At 62.5% G+C, this 19360-nt stretch carries 19 protein-coding genes; 11 read left to right on the top strand and 8 right to left on the bottom strand.

The features are described from left to right. From AC1D2N_RS11405 to lptC, 4 genes are all read right to left on the bottom strand, one after another. A partial coding sequence (locus AC1D2N_RS11405) for an RNA polymerase factor sigma-54 (protein WP_477981275.1) occupies positions 1 to 1205 on the bottom strand: 1205 nt, incomplete at its 3' end. Between the two features lie 155 nt (positions 1206 to 1360). Then, positions 1361 to 2137, bottom strand: a complete 777-nt coding sequence (gene lptB, locus AC1D2N_RS11400) for an LPS export ABC transporter ATP-binding protein (protein ID WP_047617258.1) — start codon at positions 2135 to 2137, stop codon at positions 1361 to 1363. Positions 2138 to 2177: 40 nt separating this feature from the next. Further along, positions 2178 to 2813, bottom strand: coding sequence for an LptA/OstA family protein (locus tag AC1D2N_RS11395; protein WP_018244523.1), 636 nt, complete (start codon positions 2811 to 2813; stop codon positions 2178 to 2180). A 15-nt stretch (positions 2814 to 2828) separates the two neighbouring features. Continuing rightward, positions 2829 to 3494, bottom strand: coding sequence for an LPS export ABC transporter periplasmic protein LptC (lptC, locus tag AC1D2N_RS11390; protein ID WP_018244522.1), 666 nt, complete (start codon positions 3492 to 3494; stop codon positions 2829 to 2831). A 225-nt stretch (positions 3495 to 3719) separates the two neighbouring features. Between lptC and sppA the strand changes: the two genes are divergently transcribed. From sppA to AC1D2N_RS11375, 3 genes are all read left to right on the top strand, one after another. Continuing rightward, a complete protein-coding gene (gene sppA / locus AC1D2N_RS11385) occupies positions 3720 to 4670 on the top strand; it encodes a signal peptide peptidase SppA (RefSeq protein ID WP_026188591.1) in 951 nt (316 codons plus the stop codon). 29 nt (positions 4671 to 4699) lie between these two features. Then, positions 4700 to 4999 carry an integration host factor subunit beta gene (locus AC1D2N_RS11380; protein WP_003544934.1) on the top strand — a complete coding sequence of 100 codons (300 nt, stop codon included), beginning with the start codon at positions 4700 to 4702 and terminating at the stop codon, positions 4997 to 4999. Between the two features lie 163 nt (positions 5000 to 5162). Then, positions 5163 to 5495 carry a LapA family protein gene (locus AC1D2N_RS11375; protein WP_018447771.1) on the top strand — a complete coding sequence of 111 codons (333 nt, stop codon included), beginning with the start codon at positions 5163 to 5165 and terminating at the stop codon, positions 5493 to 5495. A gap of 52 nt (positions 5496 to 5547) precedes the next feature. Here the strand turns inward: AC1D2N_RS11375 and AC1D2N_RS11370 are convergent, their stop codons facing one another. Then, complete coding sequence (locus tag AC1D2N_RS11370; protein ID WP_065277028.1) at positions 5548 to 5982, bottom strand: GNAT family N-acetyltransferase; 435 nt, start codon at positions 5980 to 5982, stop codon at positions 5548 to 5550. Between the two features lie 37 nt (positions 5983 to 6019). Further along, on the bottom strand, positions 6020 to 6475 hold the full coding sequence (locus tag AC1D2N_RS11365) for an SRPBCC family protein (RefSeq protein ID WP_047617260.1): 456 nt from the start codon (positions 6473 to 6475) through the stop codon (positions 6020 to 6022). Between the two features lie 121 nt (positions 6476 to 6596). On the opposite strand from AC1D2N_RS11365, the gene AC1D2N_RS11360 reads away from it, so the two are divergent. From AC1D2N_RS11360 to olsB, 6 genes are all read left to right on the top strand, one after another. After that, entirely contained in the window at positions 6597 to 7187 is a 591-nt protein-coding gene (locus AC1D2N_RS11360; RefSeq protein ID WP_130651597.1) for an NUDIX hydrolase, read from the top strand. A gap of 187 nt (positions 7188 to 7374) precedes the next feature. Beyond that, positions 7375 to 8472 (top strand): class I SAM-dependent methyltransferase, encoded by a 1098-nt coding sequence (locus tag AC1D2N_RS11355; RefSeq protein ID WP_130651596.1) that lies wholly within the window; start codon positions 7375 to 7377, stop codon positions 8470 to 8472. Next, positions 8469 to 9329 (top strand): TrmH family RNA methyltransferase, encoded by an 861-nt coding sequence (locus tag AC1D2N_RS11350; protein WP_128408941.1) that lies wholly within the window; start codon positions 8469 to 8471, stop codon positions 9327 to 9329. The genes AC1D2N_RS11355 and AC1D2N_RS11350 overlap by 4 nt, the downstream gene beginning before the upstream one ends. Continuing rightward, positions 9326 to 9829, top strand: coding sequence for a signal peptidase II (gene lspA, locus AC1D2N_RS11345; RefSeq protein WP_018244515.1), 504 nt, complete (start codon positions 9326 to 9328; stop codon positions 9827 to 9829). Before AC1D2N_RS11350 ends, lspA begins: the two co-directional genes overlap by 4 nt. 55 nt (positions 9830 to 9884) lie before the next feature. Further along, entirely contained in the window at positions 9885 to 12167 is a 2283-nt protein-coding gene (locus AC1D2N_RS11340) for a hybrid sensor histidine kinase/response regulator (RefSeq protein WP_128408942.1), read from the top strand. Positions 12168 to 12275: 108 nt separating this feature from the next. After that, positions 12276 to 13154, top strand: coding sequence for a l-ornithine N(alpha)-acyltransferase (gene olsB, locus AC1D2N_RS11335; RefSeq protein ID WP_018244513.1), 879 nt, complete (start codon positions 12276 to 12278; stop codon positions 13152 to 13154). Between the two features lie 33 nt (positions 13155 to 13187). Here olsB and AC1D2N_RS11330 read toward each other — a convergent pair whose 3' ends face one another. Continuing rightward, positions 13188 to 13727: a L,D-transpeptidase family protein gene (locus AC1D2N_RS11330; RefSeq protein ID WP_130651595.1), complete on the bottom strand. Its 540-nt coding sequence runs from the start codon at positions 13725 to 13727 to the stop codon at positions 13188 to 13190. A gap of 176 nt (positions 13728 to 13903) precedes the next feature. Then, positions 13904 to 16189: an NADP-dependent malic enzyme gene (locus tag AC1D2N_RS11325; protein WP_130651594.1), complete on the bottom strand. Its 2286-nt coding sequence runs from the start codon at positions 16187 to 16189 to the stop codon at positions 13904 to 13906. Positions 16190 to 16302: 113 nt separating this feature from the next. Here AC1D2N_RS11325 and mutS point away from each other — a divergent pair, with 113 nt between their 5' ends. Beyond that, positions 16303 to 19029 (top strand): DNA mismatch repair protein MutS, encoded by a 2727-nt coding sequence (gene mutS, locus AC1D2N_RS11320; protein ID WP_130651593.1) that lies wholly within the window; start codon positions 16303 to 16305, stop codon positions 19027 to 19029. A gap of 12 nt (positions 19030 to 19041) precedes the next feature. Continuing rightward, positions 19042 to 19317 (top strand): hypothetical protein, encoded by a 276-nt coding sequence (locus AC1D2N_RS11315; protein WP_018244509.1) that lies wholly within the window; start codon positions 19042 to 19044, stop codon positions 19315 to 19317. Positions 19318 to 19360: the final 43 nt, after the last annotated feature.

The raw sequence follows: 19360 nt of genomic DNA, 5'->3' as shown, positions 1-19360 counted from the left end.
ACCGTCTTCAGGTTCAGCGGGCGCAGATAGTCGACGCCGTGCAGCAGGAAGGCGTCCTGCTGGCGGACGATTTCGCTTGCCACCTTCATGATGGTTTTTGCCCGCTGATCAAGGCTGCGCGTCAGCCAGTTGGCGGTCTGCAGGCAATCGGAGAGGAAGGCGTGATCCTCGCCGTTCTTTGTCACCCGGGAAAAATAGGACTGGTTGACCAGCACGCGTGGCAGTGTATCCGGATTGAGCTCGACCAGCCAGCCGCCGTCCGAGGAGGCTCTGACGACCACATCCGGCATGATCGCTTCGGAAACACCTGCCTCGAAACCACTGCCGGGCTTCGGATTGAGCTGGCGGATCTCGCCGAGCATGTCGAGAAGATCTTCCTCATCGACGCCGCAGAGCCGCTTCAACGTGGCGAAATCGCGCCGGGCGAGCAGTTCGAGGTTTTCGACCAGAACCTGCATGGCGGGGTCGTATCGGTCCTTCTGCCGGAGCTGGATCGCCAGGCATTCGGCAAGGCTGCGGGCGAAAACACCCGGCGGATCGAGGCTCTGGAGGGTGGCGAGCACGCGCTCGGCCTGTGCGAGGCTCGTGCCCAGCCTCTCGCCCGCCTCGACGATATCGGCCTGCAGATAACCGCAGTCGTCGAGCTGGTCGACGAAATTCTGCGCGATCAGCCGGTCGGCCATGTCAGGCAGGACGAAGGGGATCTGCTGGGCGAGGTGATCGCGCAGCGATACCTGGCCGGCGACGAAATCGTCGAGATCGTAGTCGGCGCCCTCGCCGCTGCCCGGCATCGATTTCCACTGGCTGACGAGCTCCGGCGCATCGAGGCGCTGTGGGGCGCCGTCATCAGGAAAGACATTGGTATAATTGGCGTCGAGTTCGTCGTTCAGCCGGCTCGTGCTGGCACTGCCGCCATTGTCATACCAGTCGCTGGAGAGCGCCTCGGCGCGGTTGTCATAGCCATCGTCCGACCCGGCATCCTCCGGCTGATGAGCATACTGCTCATCTTCGCTTTCGCCACGTTCTCCGACCGCCTCGCCGTCATTCGACGGAAATTCGAGCAGCGGGTTCTTCTCCACTTCCATGGCGATGAACTGGTTGAGTTCGAAATGAGTCATCTGCAGCAACTGGATGGATTGCATCAGTTGCGGTGTCATCACCAGGGACTGGGTCTGGCGCAGGAAAAGATTGGCGGACAGTGCCATGACGGACGCGAAACTCCCCTCGATTCCTCCGGGAAACCGCGTCCGATCAAGGCTTCAGGCCACGGAAATCCAAGTTGGCCCAAAAATTGCTTTTTTATTGTATTTGGTCAAGCGGAACTATGCCGACAAGGTGAATTTCTGCGGGCCGCCCGGTATCAGAGGCTGAAATTGTCGCCGAGGTAGAGCCGGCGCACTTCCGGATTGTTGACGATGTCGTTCGCCCGGCCATGGGTCAGCACCTCACCGGCATGGATGATGTAGGCGCGGTCGATCAGACCCAGCGTCTCGCGTACATTGTGGTCGGTGATGAGAACGCCGATGCCGCGCGCCGTCAGGTGGTGAACGAGATTCTGGATGTCGGCGACCGAGATCGGGTCGACGCCGGCGAAGGGTTCGTCGAGCAGCATGAAGGTCGGGTCGGTCGCAAGCGCACGCGCGATTTCGAGGCGGCGGCGCTCACCGCCGGAAAGGGCGACGGCGGCATTCTTGCGCAGCTTCTGGATATGGAACTCCTCCAGCAGCTCGTTCAGCTTCTGCTCGCGCTCAGCCTTGTCCTTCACATGCACTTCGAGGACGGCGCGGATATTCTCTTCCACCGTCAGCCCACGGAAGATCGAGGCTTCCTGCGGCAGGTAACCGACGCCGAGACGTGAGCGGCGGTACATCGGCATGGTCGTGACGTCGTTGCCGTCGATCTCGATCGTGCCTTCGTCCACCGGCACAAGGCCGGTGATCATATAAAAACAGGTGGTCTTGCCGGCGCCGTTCGGGCCGAGCAGGCCGACAGCCTCGCCGCGGCGCACCACCAGCGAGACGCCGTTGACGACGCGCCGCGTCGCATAGGTCTTCGTCAGACCGCGTGCGATCAACGTTCCCTGATAACGGCTCTTGTCGGCGGCACCCGCAGCTTGTGGCCCGGGCTTGCCGAACATGGTGGATAGCGATGATAATTTCACGTGGGAGGCCGGCTTCTCAGTTCTGCTTCTGCTGCGGTGTATTCGGCTTCGATTTCGGATCGAGCTGAATTTGGACACGCCCGCCGCAGCTTTCAAGCTCCGCCTGGCCAGTCTGCATGTGAACCGTCAGTTTGCAGCCGGTAAAGACGTTCGGCCCGTCCGACAGGATAACCTTGTTCCCCTCATCTGCCGTGAGGATGAATGTCTGCGAGGCCATGTCGAAATTGCCGTCATCGGCGGTCGCCGTCTGCGTGCCCGAGGTCAAGAGGACCTTGTCCGTCACCAGGATCTTGTCGATATCTGCACTTCCCGATGCAAGCGAGGCCGACTGCTCCGGCTGGGCAGCGGGTTGCGCCCCGTCAGCAGCCGGCTTTGCCGCCTTGTCCTTGTAATAGACGGTCATCTTGCCGGACTGCATCGTCGTCGTGCCTTGAACGACCTTGACCTTGCCGGTGAAAAGCGCGGTGTGTTCCTGGTCATGGATCTCAAGCTTGTCGCTTTCGATCTGGATCGGCTGGTCGTTGGAAAGCTTCATGCCCGACATCGTGGTCGACTGCGCACCCGCGCCCGAGGCCGTCAGAATGAGGGCAAATGCGCCGGCAACGAATGCCATGCCTGTCTTGCAAGTGGAAATGCGACAATCTTTTGTCATGGATGACCCGGCTGGTTAAGTGCCCTGTTTATGGATGGTAGATGGATCGACATTCATGCGAACATTCCCCTCGAATGTGATCACCCGCCCCTTATCGGTTATCTCCATCGACTGCGCAACAATGGAGGCATTGTCCTTGGTGATGGTGACGGGATCGTCGCTCCGCATGTTTCCGCCCTTGATGTCGAGCTGGGCGGACTGGAAATTCGCATTGAGGCCGCTGCTCAGCACCAAAGTGAAGGGGGCCGTCATATGCAGATTGTCGGTAGTGCGGTTGTAGTCTGCGGTCGAGGCGACGACGCGGGCGATCAGGCCGTCATTCATCGGCACGGCGGCCTTGATGGTTTCGAGCGTGATGAGATTGGGATTGCGGATGTCCTGCAGCGCCCTTTCGGCCAGCATCGAATAGTTGATGCCGTCGGAATTGCGGCCAGCGATCGCCGGCTTTTCCATCACGACCTTGCCGTTCTCGATCTTGGCGCCTTCCAACTTGATGTTCTCGGGCAGATAGATGCGGACCAACGCCACCGCTGTGAGGCTCGCTGCGATGACCAGGGCCGCCACCGGCAGCAATATTTTCAGCCGCCGCACGCGGGCGGAATGGAACAACGCATCGCCATAGGCATTCTTGCCCGACCCTGAATAGGCGGCATGTCCGTTGTTCTTCAGGGTATCGAGCATAGGCCTCGTCCATGTGCGGTGATCGCCGCGCCTTCATAACAAAGCCGGCCGCCAATCACAGTTCGTTTCGCATTATTACATTGGCTTGCCAATATGGAATTTTTTCTGCAACAAGCAACAAAACGGAAAAACATTGAAAAGTGGCATTCGTACGGGCCGCTGCCACCCTATTTCACCGGGTCGATCGGCGCCATGCCGAAGCCGGTGCCAGCGCTGGAGGTTTTTATGGACAGTTCGATCATCGCGGATCGCCGTCGGCTGCGCCGCAAGCTCGGCTTCTGGCGCCTCATCGCGGTGGCCCTCATCGTGGCACTTGGTTTCGCCTTCTACCGCTTCGCCCTCGGCGATACCGGGACGGAGCGCCCGCACATCGCCCATGTGACGATATCGGGGCTGATCGTCGACGACGACGAGCTTCTGGAGCGGCTGAAGAAGGTCGAGACCAGCGACCAGGTGAAGGCAGCAGTGATTTCGATCTCCTCGCCCGGCGGCACGACCTATGGCGGCGAAAAAATCTTCAAGGCGATCCGCGCGATATCAGCCAAGAAGCCTGTCGTCTCCGACGTCCGCACACTTGCCGCCTCTGCCGGCTACATGATCGCCACCGCCGGCGATACCATCATTGCCGGCGACAGCTCGATTACCGGCTCGATCGGCGTCATCTTCCAGTATCCGCAGATCCAGCCGCTGCTCGACAAGATCGGCGTCTCGCTGCAGGAGATCAAGTCTTCGCCGCTGAAGGCCGAGCCCTCGCCCTTCCACGAGGCGAGCGAGGAAGCCAAAGCGATGATCCGCAACATGGTGGTCGACAGCTATAACTGGTTCGTCGACTTGGTCGCCGACCGGCGCAAGCTGCCGCGCGACGAGGTGCTGAAACTGGCCGACGGCACGATCTATACCGGCCGCCAGGCGCTGAAGGTGAAACTCGTCGATGCCATCGGCGGCGAGGCTGAGATCCGTGCCTATCTCAAATCACGCGGCGTCGACGGCGATCTGCCGATGGTCGACTGGGACAAGAAGAGCAATACGCCCTTTCTGCTCGCTGGGGCTGTTTCGCGGTTGATTACGATCTTCGGTTATGATGATCTCATGAAAACCCAGGATATCAATGGAATCCTGCCCCCAAAGTTGCTTCTTGACGGGCTGCTTTCAGTTTGGCAGGTTGGCCACGATTGATAAGAAATCAATAATTTAAGGGGGCGAATGTGATCAAGTCCGAATTGGTGCAGATTGTTGCCGCACGCAACCCGCATCTCTATCATCGCGACGTCGAGAATATCGTCAACGCGGTTCTCGACGAGATCACGGATGCACTGGCTGCGGGTAACCGAGTCGAATTGCGCGGCTTTGGCGCCTTTTCGGTCAAGAACCGCCCTTCGCGCTCCGGCCGCAACCCGCGGACCGGCGACACCGTCTTCGTCGAGGAGAAGTGGGTGCCCTTCTTCAAGACCGGCAAGGAGCTGCGCGAACGGCTCAATCCCGGCCAGGCCGACGAAGAGGATTGAGCGGCGCGAACCGCCTGCGGCGAAACCGCACTTGAACTCGAGGGCCGTTTTCCTATTCTGGTAACGCATCGTGCTTTGCGCGTCTTACAAAGACGCGTGGCGCTGTAAGCATGAAACGCGCTCCTCAAAAAGACCGGCGCAATCTGCCGCGTGGAGACCTCAAATGGCCAAGAAGATCGTCAACCTATTGATTCTGCTGCCGCTCGGCGTCATCCTCATCGTCTTCTGCGTCGCCAACCGGCAGAGCGTCACGCTCGCCTTCAATCCGTTCCGGCCTGATGATCAGGTGCTCGCGGTTTCCGCGCCCTTCTTCGTCTTCCTGTTCATCGCGCTGATTACAGGCATGCTGATCGGCGCGGCCGCCACCTGGTTCAGCCAGGGCAAACACCGCAAGCGCGCCCGCACCGAGGCCAAGGAAGCCATCCGCTGGCAAAGCGAGGCCGACCGCCACAAGAACCGCGCCGAGGAGATCGCCGGGCAGCTGCCGGCGCGATAAAACTGGTCAATATTCGTTTGGCTCGGTTTCGGCGGCCGGCTTTCGGCGGCAGTCAAACCGGAAAAAAGCTCAGCTCCTCATAGTCGCCCTCCGGCGACGCGCCGTTGCCGGTCACATGGAAACCATGGGAAAGGTAGAACGCCTTTGCCCGCCGGTTCTTTACCAGGCATTTCAGCCGGTACCGGTGTTGCGGCCATTGCGGCAGGGCGTGCAACAGCGCCGTGCCGGCGCCCCGACCCTGGAATTCCGGTCTTAAGTAGAGCATGTGGATGAAATCGTCCTCCGGCCAGAGCGACAGGAAGCCGGCTACGCTGCCATCCGCATGCTCGCAAACGAAGACCGTCTCGCCATTGGTATGGGCGGCGAAATCCTCGCGATGGAACTTGCCGGGATCGACCCAGACGAATGTTTCGCGGCGCACGGAAAGATAAATCTCCGCGAGCATTTCCTGGTCTTCCGCCCGCGGCGGCCTAATGGTCCACGTCATCATGCCGATTTAAACGAAGCTCCAACCCGCGCCAAGCCTAACCGGCCGCCATCTTCGCGACGACCGCGGCATTGAAATCCGAAAAGAACCCTTCGGCGAGCTTTTGCGAAGCCGAGTCGAGCAGACGGGCGCCGAGCTGGGCGAGCCTGCCGCCGAGTTCGGCCTTCGAGCGGTAGTGCAGGATAGTCTCGGCACCCCTTTCCTCAAGCACGATATCGGCGCTGCCCCTGGCGAAGCCGGCAAGACCGCCCTTGCCTTCGGCCGACAGCGTATAGCTCTTCGGCGCGTCGACATTGGAAAGCGTCAGCAGCCCATGGAAGGTGGCGGACAGCAGGCTGAACCTGACTTTGATCGTCGCCTCGAAGGCGCTCGGCGAAAGCCGCTCGATACCTTGGCAGCCTGGAATGCAGCCACGCATGATGTCGGGATCGTTGAGTGCTGCCCAGACGACGTCCCGCGGCGCGGCGATGCGTTCTTCGCCGGTGAAATCCATTCGATGGCCCCATCTTCGATTCGCTCATCTTATCCCAGCGGGAAAGCGCTTTGCCAAGGCGGGACGGAATGTTATCTGCCGGGTTCCGATGACAGACATCTGACACACAAGGGATGGGCCGATGACCGACGAACTGAAGCCCTGGAGCGTGACGGCAAGCCGGATCACCTATGAGGACCGCTGGATCCGGATTCGGAGCGACGATTGCGTCACCGCCGATGGAACCGTCATCGCGCCCTTTCATGTGCTCGATTATCCCGACTGGATCAACGTCATCCCCGTGATGCCCGACGGGCGCGTGCTGCTGACGCGGGAATACCGACACGGCCGCGGCGAGATCGTGCTCGGTCTCGTCGCCGGCGGCGTCGAACGCAGCGACAGCAACACCGGCGATGCGGCGTTGGCGGCAGCCCGGCGCGAGCTCCGGGAGGAAACCGGCTATGAAGCCTCGACCTTCGTCAAACTACTCACCTCCTATCCGAATGCCGCCAGCCACAGCAACGCCGTAACCAGCTGGCTGGCGCTCGGCCTGAGCAAGGCCGGCGAACCGTCTTTCGACCCGGGCGAGAAGGTCGAGCTGCTGTTTACCGATCTTGCTGCCATCCTTGGCGACCTGCAGTCCGGCGCCGTCATCATGCAGTCGATGCATGTCGCAGCCCTCTATGCGGCGGAAAGCTGGCTTCGCACACAGGCCTCCGAGGGCTTGAAATAGGCGTTGCGCCGGGAGAACCCGCTCCTCTTGCCCGGGCTCAGGCGGCTGCGCAGTTGATCCGCCACGCTTTTCTGGGCTACTGCATATTCAAAGTGCTGCAGCGTCCTTTGCACGTCTGAAAAGACGCACGGCGCCGCAGCGGACACAAAGCCGATAAGACACCCCGACAGAGATGCGGAAGAGCACGTTGAAACAGAGAGAAGGCCGGCCGGGCCAGAAGAAAACATCAGGTTCTTCCGGTGAAAGCCGCAGGAACGATCGGACAGGCCGGCCGCCGAAGCCGGTCGCGCGGCCTGCGGCGGCCCGCGAGACAGTGCGCGAGGCTGCCGTGCCTGTCGCGGTCGAGCGTCCTCTGATGACACGCAGCGGCGAACGTCCGGTCGATCGCGTGCCCGTCATCCTCGAATCGCTCGGAGCCGGCGACTTCCACCTGATCGACAGCGGCAACGGCGAAAAGCTGGAGCAATACGGCCCCTACCGCATCATCCGTCCCGAGGCCCAGGCGCTGTGGCGGCCTTCGCTGCCCGCTCATGTCTGGGAAAAGGTCGATGCCGTCTTCACCGGCGATACCGACGAGGAAGGCTCCGGCCGCTGGCGCTTCCCGAAAGATGCGCTCGGCGAGACCTGGCCGCTCAATCTGCTCGGCGTCGATTTCCTCGGCCGCTTCACCTCCTTCCGTCATGTCGGCGTCTTCCCCGAGCAGATCGTCCATTGGAGCTGGATGAAAGAGCAGGTCGAAAAGGCCGGTCGGCCGCTGAAGGTGCTGAATCTCTTCGGTTATACCGGCGTCGCCTCGCTGGTTGCCGCCGCAGCCGGCGCCGAAGTCACCCATGTCGACGCCTCGAAGAAGGCGATCGGCTGGGCGCGGGAAAACCAGGCGCTCGGGCGCATGGAGAAGCTGCCGATCCGCTGGATCTGCGAGGATGCGATGAAATTCATCCTGCGCGAGGAACGGCGCGGCAGCCAGTACGACATCATCCTCACCGATCCGCCGAAATTCGGCCGTGGCCCCAACGGCGAAGTCTGGCATCTCTTCGAGCATCTGCCCTTGATGCTCGATGTCTGCCGCGAGATTCTGTCGCCGAAGGCCGTGGGCCTGGTGCTGACGGCCTATTCGATCCGCGCCAGCTTCTATTCGATCCACGAGTTGATGCGCGAGACGATGCGCGGCGCCGGCGGCGTGGTCGAATCCGGCGAGCTGGTGATTCGCGAAGCCGGCACCGACGGCAAGACGCAGGGCCGCGCGCTTTCCACCTCCCTCTTTTCCCGCTGGGTGCCGAAATGAGCAAGGATTTCCACGATCAGGGGCCGCGCAGGGTCGGGCAGGTGAAGGAGGTCACCTCGCTCGCCAATCCGATCATCAAGGACATCAAGGCGCTGACGAACAAGAAGTCGCGCGAGGAAAGCGGTACTTTCCTGGCCGAAGGACTGAAGCTCGTCATCGATGCGATCGAACTCGGCTGGGCGATCCGCACGCTGGTCTATGCCAAGGCGGCCAAAGGCAAGCCGCTGGTCGAGCAGATGGCGGCCAGGACCGTCGCCTCGGGCGGGCTGGTGCTCGAAGTCAGCGAAAAGGTGATCGCCTCGATCACCCGCCGTGACAATCCGCAGATGGTCGTCGGCATCTTCGAGCAGCGCTGGGCGCCGCTTAAGGGCATTCGCCCGAAAGAGGGCGAGACATGGGTGGCGCTCGACCGCGTGCGTGACCCCGGCAATCTCGGCACCATCATCCGCACGGCCGATGCGGCCGGCGCTTCCGGCATCATTCTGGTCGGAGAAACGACCGACCCTTTCTCGCTCGAAACGGTACGCGCCACCATGGGTTCGGTCTTTGCCGTTCCGGTCGCGCGGGCAACCCCTGAAGAATTCATTGCCTGGCGGAAATCGGCCGGCGTTTCCGTCGTCGCGACGCATCTTGCCGGCGCGATCGATTACCGGACGATCGACTACCGGAAAAAGCCTGTCGTGCTCCTGATGGGCAACGAACAATCCGGCTTGCCGGAGCAACTGGCCAAGGAGGCCGACGCGCTTGCCCGCATTCCGCAGCAGGGCCGCGCCGATTCCTTGAACCTCGCTGTCGCCACCGCCATCATGCTTTTCGAGGCGCGCCGCCATCTCCTCTCACTTGCCGAGGGCAAATGACCGAACAGACGCTTGCACGCCCCGCGCTGTTTTCGCGCCCGGCACCGATCCTCTTCTTCATCGTCGTCGCCGTTCTCATTGACCAGGTCGTCAAGATCGCCGTCGATCACTACCTGCCGCTACAGGAGGTCGTGCCGGTCATTCCGATGCTGGCGCTCTACCGCACCTACAATCTCGGCGTCGCCTTTTCGATGCTGTCCGGCATGGATGGCTGGTTCATCGTCGGCATGCGGCTCGTCATCGTCGCCTTCGTCATCTGGCTATGGTACCGCACGGCGAAGGATCGCTGGCTCGCTCATCTCGGTTATGCGCTGATCATCGCCGGGGCGATTGGCAATCTCGTCGACCGCTTCGCCTATGGACATGTGATCGATTACATTCTCTTCTACACCGAGAGCTGGTCCTTCGCGGTCTTCAATCTCGCCGACAGTTTCATCACCATCGGCGCCGGTTGCGTCATTCTCGACGAGCTGCTGCTGCCGAAAAAGGCCGGCCGCTAAAATCTTATCGAAATCCTGAAGGCATTCGGAACGGGCCTCATGTTAGCTAGGTAGCATGCAGAACCTGGGACAGTTGCAGGAAAGATTGTCCGCCGCCTTCGGTGGACCCGCCGCTAAGCCGCATGAGAAGCGGATGGAGGCCCTTTCCTCACGACCGAACGCAGCGGCACCCCGGGGAGCCGATGATCGCCAGAGCGGGCCCGCAGCGACCAGGCGCCTGCTGTTCTACTGGCTGGGCGGCGCCGGCCTTCTTGCCGCAACGATCCTGATGCTGCTTGCCCATGCCGGCGATCCGCTGCTGCTTTCGGGCGGTCTCGTCGTTCTTGGCCTTGCCGTCATCGCCAGTTATGCCCTGTTGATGGTTCGGTCGCGCAAGGCCGGGCAGCGTCCCGGTCAATCCATGCCGGATTGGAACGCCGGCGCAAAGCTGTTTGCCGACGTGCACGACGTGCTCGGCGACATCACGGTCAGCCGCACCATGGACCGGCGCATCATCTCCGCCAACGACACTTTTCGCCGCCTGACCGGGCGCCTGCGTCCGGAAGGAAGAACCTGCGAGGAGATCGGCCTTGCCTTCCGCCCCGGTCCGATATCGCACTGCTACGATGTCGAGATCTCGACACCGGAAGGCCAGCGCATCTTCCTCTGGCGCGACGTCGTTACCCGCGACCCGGCGAACGGCCGCCTGCTGCTGCAAAGCGTTGCCCGCGACGTGACAGACGAGCGGCTCATCGCGCAGGGCCGCGAGGAGGCCCGCCAGAAGGCTGAATATAACAGCGCCGCCAAATCGAGGCTGCTTGCCACCGTCAGCCACGAGGTGCGCACCCCGCTTTCCGGCATCCTCGGCATGACGCATCTGATTGCGGAGACGCGGCTGACGCAGGAGCAGCAGAACTATCTCGCGAGCATCCGCCAGTCCGGCCATGCATTGACGCAGCTCGTCGAGGATCTGCTCGATTTCTCTACCATCGAGGTCGGCCGCTTCGCGCTGCATCCGCGCTCGGAATCGCTGCGCAAGCTTCTGGAAAGCGTCGTCGAGATGCTCGCCCACCGGGCGCATGAAAAGGGTATCGAGATCGGCGCCACCGTGTCATCCGATGTCCCCGAAAATATGAGCTTCGACCCGGCGCGGCTGCGCCAGGTTCTGTTCAACGTCATCGGCAATGCCGTGAAGTTCACCCAGGTCGGCGGCGTCTTCATCCGCGTGTCGCTCGACGCCGGCGACTTGCTGATCACTGTGACCGATAGCGGTCCCGGCATGACGGCGGAGGAGCAGGCGCGCGTCTTCGGCGAGTTCGAGCAGGGCGGGACCGTTGCCGACAAGAGCAACGGGACCGGGCTCGGCCTTGCCATCTCCGCCCGCATCATGCGCGAATTCAACGGCACTCTGACGGTTGCCAGCGAAAAGGGCAGAGGCAGCGAATTCGCCATCCGCTTCCCGGTCGATATCGGCAGCGAGCGCCCCGACCGGCGAAACACGCTGCTTGCCGGCAACAGCGTCGTGCTGCTGGCGCCGGCAGGTGCCGCGCGTACCGCCATCGCCGAGACGATCACCGCGCTCGGTGGCCTCTGCCATCTCGTCGGCGACGGCGAGACGGCGCGGTCAACGCTGCTCGGATTGGCAAAGGGCGGACGGCGGCCGACCGATATCATCATCGACCATCGCATGTCGGCGGAATTTTCCGATCATCTTGCCGATCGCGCCGAAATCGCCGCCCTTGGCCTGCGCAAGGTCCTGCTCGTCAACCCGGAAGAACGCAGCGCCCATCCGCTCGACCTTTTCGATGCCTGGTTGATCCGGCCGCTGCGCGAACAGTCGCTGATCGACGTGCTGCGCGGGCGCATGCGCGGCATGGAGAAGCGCGACGCGCTGAACGACAACCAGCCGGGCTTCGGCCTTTCGGTGGCGGAGACGGTGGTTCCCGCCAGCGGGCTCAGCATCCTGCTCGGCGAGGACGATCCGATCAATGCCATGCTGGTGCGCGTCGTCCTGGAAAAGGGCGGGCATAAGGTGCGCCATGTCGAAGATTTCGAGTCGCTGCTCGACTGCGCGCTCTGCGAGGCGAATGCCCGACCCGATATCATCATCAGCGATCTCTCGATGCCGGGTGGGAACGGCATCGACATGCTGGGACGCCTGCGCGGCCACGAGCGGCGGCTCGATCTCGCCTCGGTGCCGGTGATCGTGCTGACTGCCGACAAGAGCGACGATTCACGCCGCCAGGTCTTGCTCAACGGCGCCAACCGCGTCATGGTAAAGCCGGTCGATCCGGTGCGGCTGCTGACCGAAGTTCAGGCGGTCGCCGCACTTTCCGCCCGCCGGGCAGAGGCGCGGTGAGCGCCTCAGGAACCGGCCCGCTGCTTGCGCTTGGAAATTCAAAATGTCACTTTCCTGTCGCAGAGAAGTGTTTTATGGCGTCGATAAGCCGGCAACGGGAGAATCGTCATGTCCGCCATCGACATCCTGAATCGTGACACCACCGCGGAGGCTGCCCCACCCTCGACGGCTGCTGTGCAAAAGGACGGCGATATCCTCGGCCGCATCGGCAATCTGGAGACCCGCCTTGCCCGCACGGCGCGCGAGATCGATGCTGCCCAGGCCGTGCGCTACCGCGTCTTCGTCGACGAAATGAAGGCGCAGCTGCCGCTGGATGCCATGCGCCGGCAGCGTGATGTCGACGCCTATGACGCCGTCTGCGACCATCTTCTCGTTCTCGACCGCTCGATCGAGGGCGACCCGGAAGACCAGATCGTCGGCACCTACCGGCTGTTGCGTCAGGATGTCGCCGTCGCCAATGGCGGTTTTTACTCGGCTTCCGAATTCGAAATCGAGGGCCTTATCGCGAAACATCCGGACAAGCGCTTCATGGAGCTCGGCCGCTCCTGCGTGCTGCCGGAATACCGCACCAAGCGCACCGTCGAGCTCCTGTGGCAGGGCAACTGGGCCTATGCGCTGAAACACGGCGTCAGCGCCATGTTCGGCTGCGCCTCGTTCCCCGGTGTCTATCTCGAAAGCCACGCGCTGGCGCTGTCCTTCCTCTATCACAACGTGCTGGCGAAGAACGAATGGGCCGTCGGGGCACTGCCGGATCTCGCCCGCAACATGGATCTGATGCCGGTCGAGGCCATCAACCCGAAGCGGGCGCTGATGGCGCTGCCGCCGCTGATCAAGGGCTATCTGCGCCTCGGCGCGATGGTCGGCTCCAGCGCGGTCATTGATCATGCCTTCAACACGACGGACGTGCTGATCGTGCTGCCGATCTCCAGCATTTCCGACCGCTACCTGAATTACTACGGCGCCGACGCCGGCCGCTTCGCGAGCTAGAGCCTTTCCTAGTCGCCAGGCCCCGGCAATGTTTCAGGGCATGATCTCTATCGGCGTATGATTGGGGACGCGAGCCCAGATATCGCGCATCTCCGAGTTGGTTACTGCAACACAGCCATCCGTCCAATCCCACAGGTGATGGACGTTTCCGAAGAGGCCCCAGCCATTGGGAAGCCCGTGGATCATGATATCGCCCCCGGCAGGAAAACCCCCTGCTTCAGCGTTGCGCCGATCATCCGGATTTGGATAGGAAATGTGCAGGCTCAGATAGGCCATGGACTTTGGATTTCGCCAGTCTATTTCATAACGTCCTTCAGGTGTTCTCTCGTCACCTTCTCGCTGCTTGGGCCCGGCATCGGCAGCCGTGCCTAAAGAAATCCGGTATGTAGAGATGGGAGCATCGCCTCTCAAAAGGAGCATGCGGCGTTCGGATTTATAAACGCGAATGAGGTCAGCCTGTTGTTCCAATGGCGCATCCGGAGGCGGCGAGCCTGAGCCGACCCTGGCCATCAATTTCGTATAAGCGAAACAGCTGGCGACCACGATGGCTAAAACGACAAGCCTGTTTCTCAACTTGATCTCATCTTCAGGAGGCGTGCTCGAGGCAGGGCACGATCGGCCGGCAATGGCTGGCAGGCTTTGGCGCTCATGATGCTTCACCCCTTGGCGCCAGTCTAAAGCCGGATAAATGCCCGGCCGACACACAAGGCCGGGCACCAGAAGGCGCGTCTCAGAAACGCAGGACGAGTTTACGAACCAGCCCCATAGGCGGCGATCGCCGCCATGTTGACGATGTCGCTGTCCTTGGCGCCCATCGAGGTGATCTGCACCGGCTTGTCGACGCCGACGAGAATCGGGCCGATCACCGTGGAGCCGCCGAGCTCCTGCAGCATCTTGGTCGAGATCGAGGCCGAGTGGAAAGCCGGCATGACGAGGACGTTGGCCGGGCCGGAGAGGCGGCAGAAGGGATATTGCTCCATCACCTTGCGGTTCAGGGCGACATCGGCGGCCATCTCGCCATCATATTCGAAATCGACGCGGCGCTTGTCGAGGATTTTCACTGCTTCGCGCACCCGCTCGGAGCGTTCGCCCGAGGGGTGGCCGAAGGTGGAATAGGCAAGCAGAGCGACACGCGGCGGATAACCCATGCGCCGCGCGAGACCTGCGGCTTCCTCGGCGATATCGGCAAGCTCCTCGGCCGTCGGCATGTCATGCACCGCGGTATCGGCAACAAAAACGGTGCGGCCGCGGCAGAGCGCCAGGGATACGCCGATGACGCGATGGCCGGGCTTCTGGTCGATGCAGCGGCGCACATCTTCGAGTGCCGTCGAATAATTGCGGGTAATGCCCGTCACCATGCCGTCGGCGTCGCCGAGCGCCACCATGGTGGCGGCGAAATGGTTGCGGTCGTTGTGGATCAGCCGCTGGGCATCGCGGTGGAGATAACCCTTCCGCTGCAGCCTGGCATAGAGATAGTCGATATAGGCCTCGACCCGGGTCGAGATACGGGCATTGACGATCTCGAGGCCCGGCCGGTTGAGATCGATGCCAGCGCGTTCCGCCGTCGCCCGGATCAGGTCCTCGCGACCGAGCAGGATGGCGGTGCCGAGCTGCTGGTTGGCATAGGACATGGCGGCGCGCAGGACCTGTTCTTCCTCGGCCTCGGCAAAGACGATCCGCTTCGGATGGCGGCGGACACGCTCGTAGAGTCTGGCGAGCGTCGAGGCGATCGGATCGCGGCGCGCCGACAACTCGCGGGCGTAGCCGGCCATGTCGGTGATGACCTTGCGGGCGACGCCGCTTTCGATCGCGGCTTGCGCGACGGCAACCGGGATCGCCGAGATCAGCCTGGGATCGAAAGGAACGGGGATGATGTATTGCGACCCGAAACGCGGCCGGTTGCCCTGATAGGCGGCGACCACATCATCCGGCACGTCCTCGCGGGCAAGGTTTGCCAGCGCCTTGACGGCGGCGATCTTCATCGCGTCGTTGATTGTGGAGGCGCGCACATCGAGAGCGCCGCGGAAGATATAGGGAAAGCCGAGGACGTTGTTGACCTGGTTCGGATAGTCCGAACGACCCGTCGCCATGATGGCGTCGTCGCGGATGCGGGCGACCTCTTCCGGCGTGATCTCGGGATCGGGATTGGCCATGGCGAAGATGATCGGCCGTTCGGCCATCGAGCGGATCATCTCGGCCGAAAACGCGCCCTTCTGCGACAGGCCGAAAACGACGTCCGCGCCCTCCATCGCCTCTTCTAGCGTGCGTGCGTCGGTCTTTGCCGCATGCGCCGATTTCCACTGGTTCATGCCCTCGGTGCGGCCCTGGTAGATGACGCCCTTGGTATCGCAGAGGATGACGTTCTCAGGCGCAAAACCCATCGCCTTGATCAGTTCGACGCAGGCGATCGCCGCAGCACCCGCACCGTTGCAGACGAGCTTCGTCGTCTTCAGGTCGCGGCCGGTCAGCTCCAGCGCATTGATCAGGCCGGCAGCGGCAATGATCGCCGTTCCATGCTGGTCGTCATGGAAGACGGGAATATCCATCAGCTCGCGCAGCCGGCTTTCGATGACGAAACAATCCGGCGCCTTGATATCCTCGAGGTTGATGCCGCCGAAGGAGGGACCGAGGAAGCGCACGCAGTTGATGAACTCGTCGACATTTTCCGTATCGATCTCGAGGTCGATGGAATCGACGTCGGCGAAGCGCTTGAACAGCACCGCCTTGCCTTCCATGACGGGCTTGGAGGCCAGCGCGCCGAGATTACCAAGGCCGAGGATTGCCGTGCCGTTGGAAATGACGGCGACCATGTTCCCGCGGGCGGTGTAATCATAGGCCGTCTGCGGATCGGCGGCGATCGCCTTGACGGGCACGGCAACACCCGGCGAATAGGCAAGCGAGAGGTCGCGCTGCGTCGCCATCGGCTTGGTCGGGTTGATCTCCAGCTTGCCGGGCCGGCCCATTGCGTGAAATTCGAGCGCCTCCTGGTCGGTAACAGACGTCACCGGCCGGTCCTTCTTATCGATATCGGGCATAAATCCTCCAACGTCCTGTGGGCGACGCTTTGCTCTTCCTCAAATGCTGTTGTCATCTATAGCGGCGCGCGGATAGGGTTGGCACCTGTTTTTTTGGGAAAAACTCCACCTCCGTGAACGCACGAATAGACACAGGGAATGAAGCCTTTTCGGCTGCCGAGCTCGCCACGGCGGAAAGCCGTGCCTCGGCGACGCCGATGATGGAGCAATTTATCGAGATCAAGGCGAACAATCCGGGTTCGCTTCTGTTCTATCGCATGGGCGATTTCTATGAGCTGTTCTTCGAGGATGCCCTGGAAGCCTCACGCGCGCTCGGTATCACGCTGACGAAGCGCGGCCAGCACATGGGCCAGGATATCCCGATGTGCGGCGTTCCGGTGCATGCGGCCGACGACTATCTGCAGAAGCTGATTTCCCTCGGCTTCCGTGTCGCCGTCTGCGAGCAGATCGAGGATCCCGCGGAAGCGAAGAAACGCGGCGCGAAATCCGTCGTCAAGCGTGACGTCGTCCGCCTCGTCACTCCAGGCACGATCACCGAGGAAAAGCTGCTTTCGCCCTCGGAATCCAACTATCTGATGGCGCTGACCCGTATTCGCGGCAGCGGCGAAGCCTTGCTGGCGCTGGCCTGGATCGATATTTCCACAGGCGTCTTCCGGCTTGCCGAGACCGAAGCCTCGCGCCTGCTTGCCGATATCCTGCGCATCGATCCGCGCGAACTCATCCTGCCCGACACGATCTTCCACGATCCCGAACTCAAGCCGGTCTTCGACGTGCTCGGCCGGACAGCCGTACCGCAGCCGGCCGTGCTCTTCGACAGCGCCAGCGCAGAAGGCCGGATCGCGCGGTATTTCGGCGTCGCGACGCTCGACGGCTTCGGCACCTTTTCGCGCGCCGAGCTTGCGGCGGCAGCCGCCGCCGTCGCCTATGTCGAGAAGACACAGATCGCCGAGCGGCCGCCGCTTGGAAAGCCGGAGCGGGAAAGTGCCGCTTCGACGCTGTTCATCGACCCCGCCACTCGCGCCAATCTCGAACTTGCCCGCACGCTTTCGGGCGATCGCAACGGCTCGTTGCTGAAGGCGATCGACCGCACCGTCACCGGCGGCGGCGCCAGGCTTCTTGCCGAACGGCTGATGTCGCCGCTGACCGACCCCGCCCGCATCAATGCACGGCTCGATTCGATCGGCTTCCTGATCGGCGAGCCTTTGCTCTGCGGCAATCTGCGCGACACGCTGAAACATGTGCCCGACATGCCGCGCGCGCTGTCTCGGCTGGCGCTCGACCGCGGCGGTCCGCGCGATCTCTGGGCGATCCGCCAGGGCCTGGAAGCGGCGGGCCGACTTGCGGCGATGCTCGGCAAGGCGATGCTGCCCGAAGAGCTCGGCCAGGCATTATCCGGGCTGCAGGCCCTTCCCGCGGCGCTGGAAAAGCTGCTTGCCGAGACGCTTGCCGACGAATTGCCGCTGTTGAAACGCGATGGCGGTTTTCTCCGCGACGGCGCCAGCGTCGAGCTCGACGAGGTCCGGGCACTGCGCGACCAGTCGCGGCGCGTCATCGCCGGCCTGCAATTGCAATATGCCGAGGAAACCGGCATCCGGTCGCTGAAGATCAAGCACAACAACGTCCTCGGTTATTTTATCGAAGTCACCGTCGGCAATGCCTCACCGATGACGGAGACGGCGGACGCGAAAGCCCGCTTCATCCACCGCCAGACGATGGCGAACGCCATGCGCTTCACCACGACCGAACTTGCCGATCTCGAAAGCCGCATCGCCAATGCCGCCGACCAGGCGCTTACGATCGAGCTCGAAGCCTTCGACAGGATGACGGCGGCCGTCGTTGCGGAAGCCGAGGCGATCAAATCAGGCGGCCGGGCGCTTGCCGTCATCGACGTCGCCGCAGGTCTGGCGCTTCTCGCCGAGGAGCAGGCCTATTGCCGCCCGCAGGTCGACGGTTCGAAGATGTTTGCCATCGACGGTGGGCGCCATCCGGTTGTCGAGCAGGCGCTGAGGCGGCAGGCTGGCGGCCCCTTCGTCGCCAATCATTGCGATCTCTCGCCAAAGACCGATGACCGGGACGGGGCGATCTGGCTGCTGACCGGCCCGAACATGGGCGGCAAGTCGACCTTCCTGCGCCAGAATGCGCTCATTGCCATTCTAGCGCAGATGGGCTCCTTCGTGCCGGCGACATCAGCCCATATCGGCATCGTCGACCGGCTTTTCTCGCGTGTCGGCGCCTCAGACGACCTGGCGCGCGGTCGCTCGACCTTCATGGTCGAGATGGTGGAAACGGCGGCGATCCTCAACCAGGCGAGCGACCGTTCCCTTGTCATCCTCGACGAGATCGGCCGCGGCACCGCCACGTTCGACGGTCTTTCCATCGCCTGGGCCGCCGTCGAGCACCTGCATGAGGCCAATCGCTGCCGCGGCCTCTTCGCCACGCATTTCCACGAGCTGACCGTGCTTTCGGAAAAGCTTGGCCGGCTGTCGAACGCCACGATGCGCGTCAAGGAATGGGACGGCGACGTCATTTTCCTGCACGAGGTCGGGCCGGGTGCGGCGGACCGCTCCTACGGCATTCAGGTCGCGCGCCTTGCCGGGCTTCCGGCCTCGGTCGTGGCGCGAGCCCGCGATGTGCTCACCCGTCTGGAAGATGCCGACCGCAAGAACCCGGCGAGCCAGTTGATCGACGACCTGCCGCTCTTCCAGGTGGCGGTGCGCCGCGAGGATACCGCCCGCGGACCCTCCAAGGTCGAGGAGGCGTTGAAAGCGATGAGCCTTGACGACATGACGCCGCGCGAGGCAATGGATGCGCTTTACGATCTCAAGAAGAAGCTGAAATAGGAGTAGCGCGCCATGTTCATGGAAAAACTGGTTCGCGAAACCGAGCGCCTCTCGCTCATCTGCTCTATGCTCGATACGATGCGGCGCGCCGACAAGGACCGCAACGCCCGCGGCTGGACTTCGCCGATCGGCATGCTGAAAATCACCCGATGTTGCGCGATGATCTGCGAACTCGGAACGTCGATCGCCAAGGCGGGCTATCGCGAATGCGACAGGCAGGCGCTTGAAGAGATCATGCGCGAGACACGGCAGGTTCTGCATTTGCTGAATGCGCGAGCCGCCGGCTGAGGATTTCGGGAAAGCCGGCGCCTTGCGTCAAAGCGCCCTTGCA

Source organism: Rhizobium sp. P1_B8 (assembly GCF_056406515.1).
This window is presented reverse-complemented; position numbering and strand designations above follow the sequence as displayed.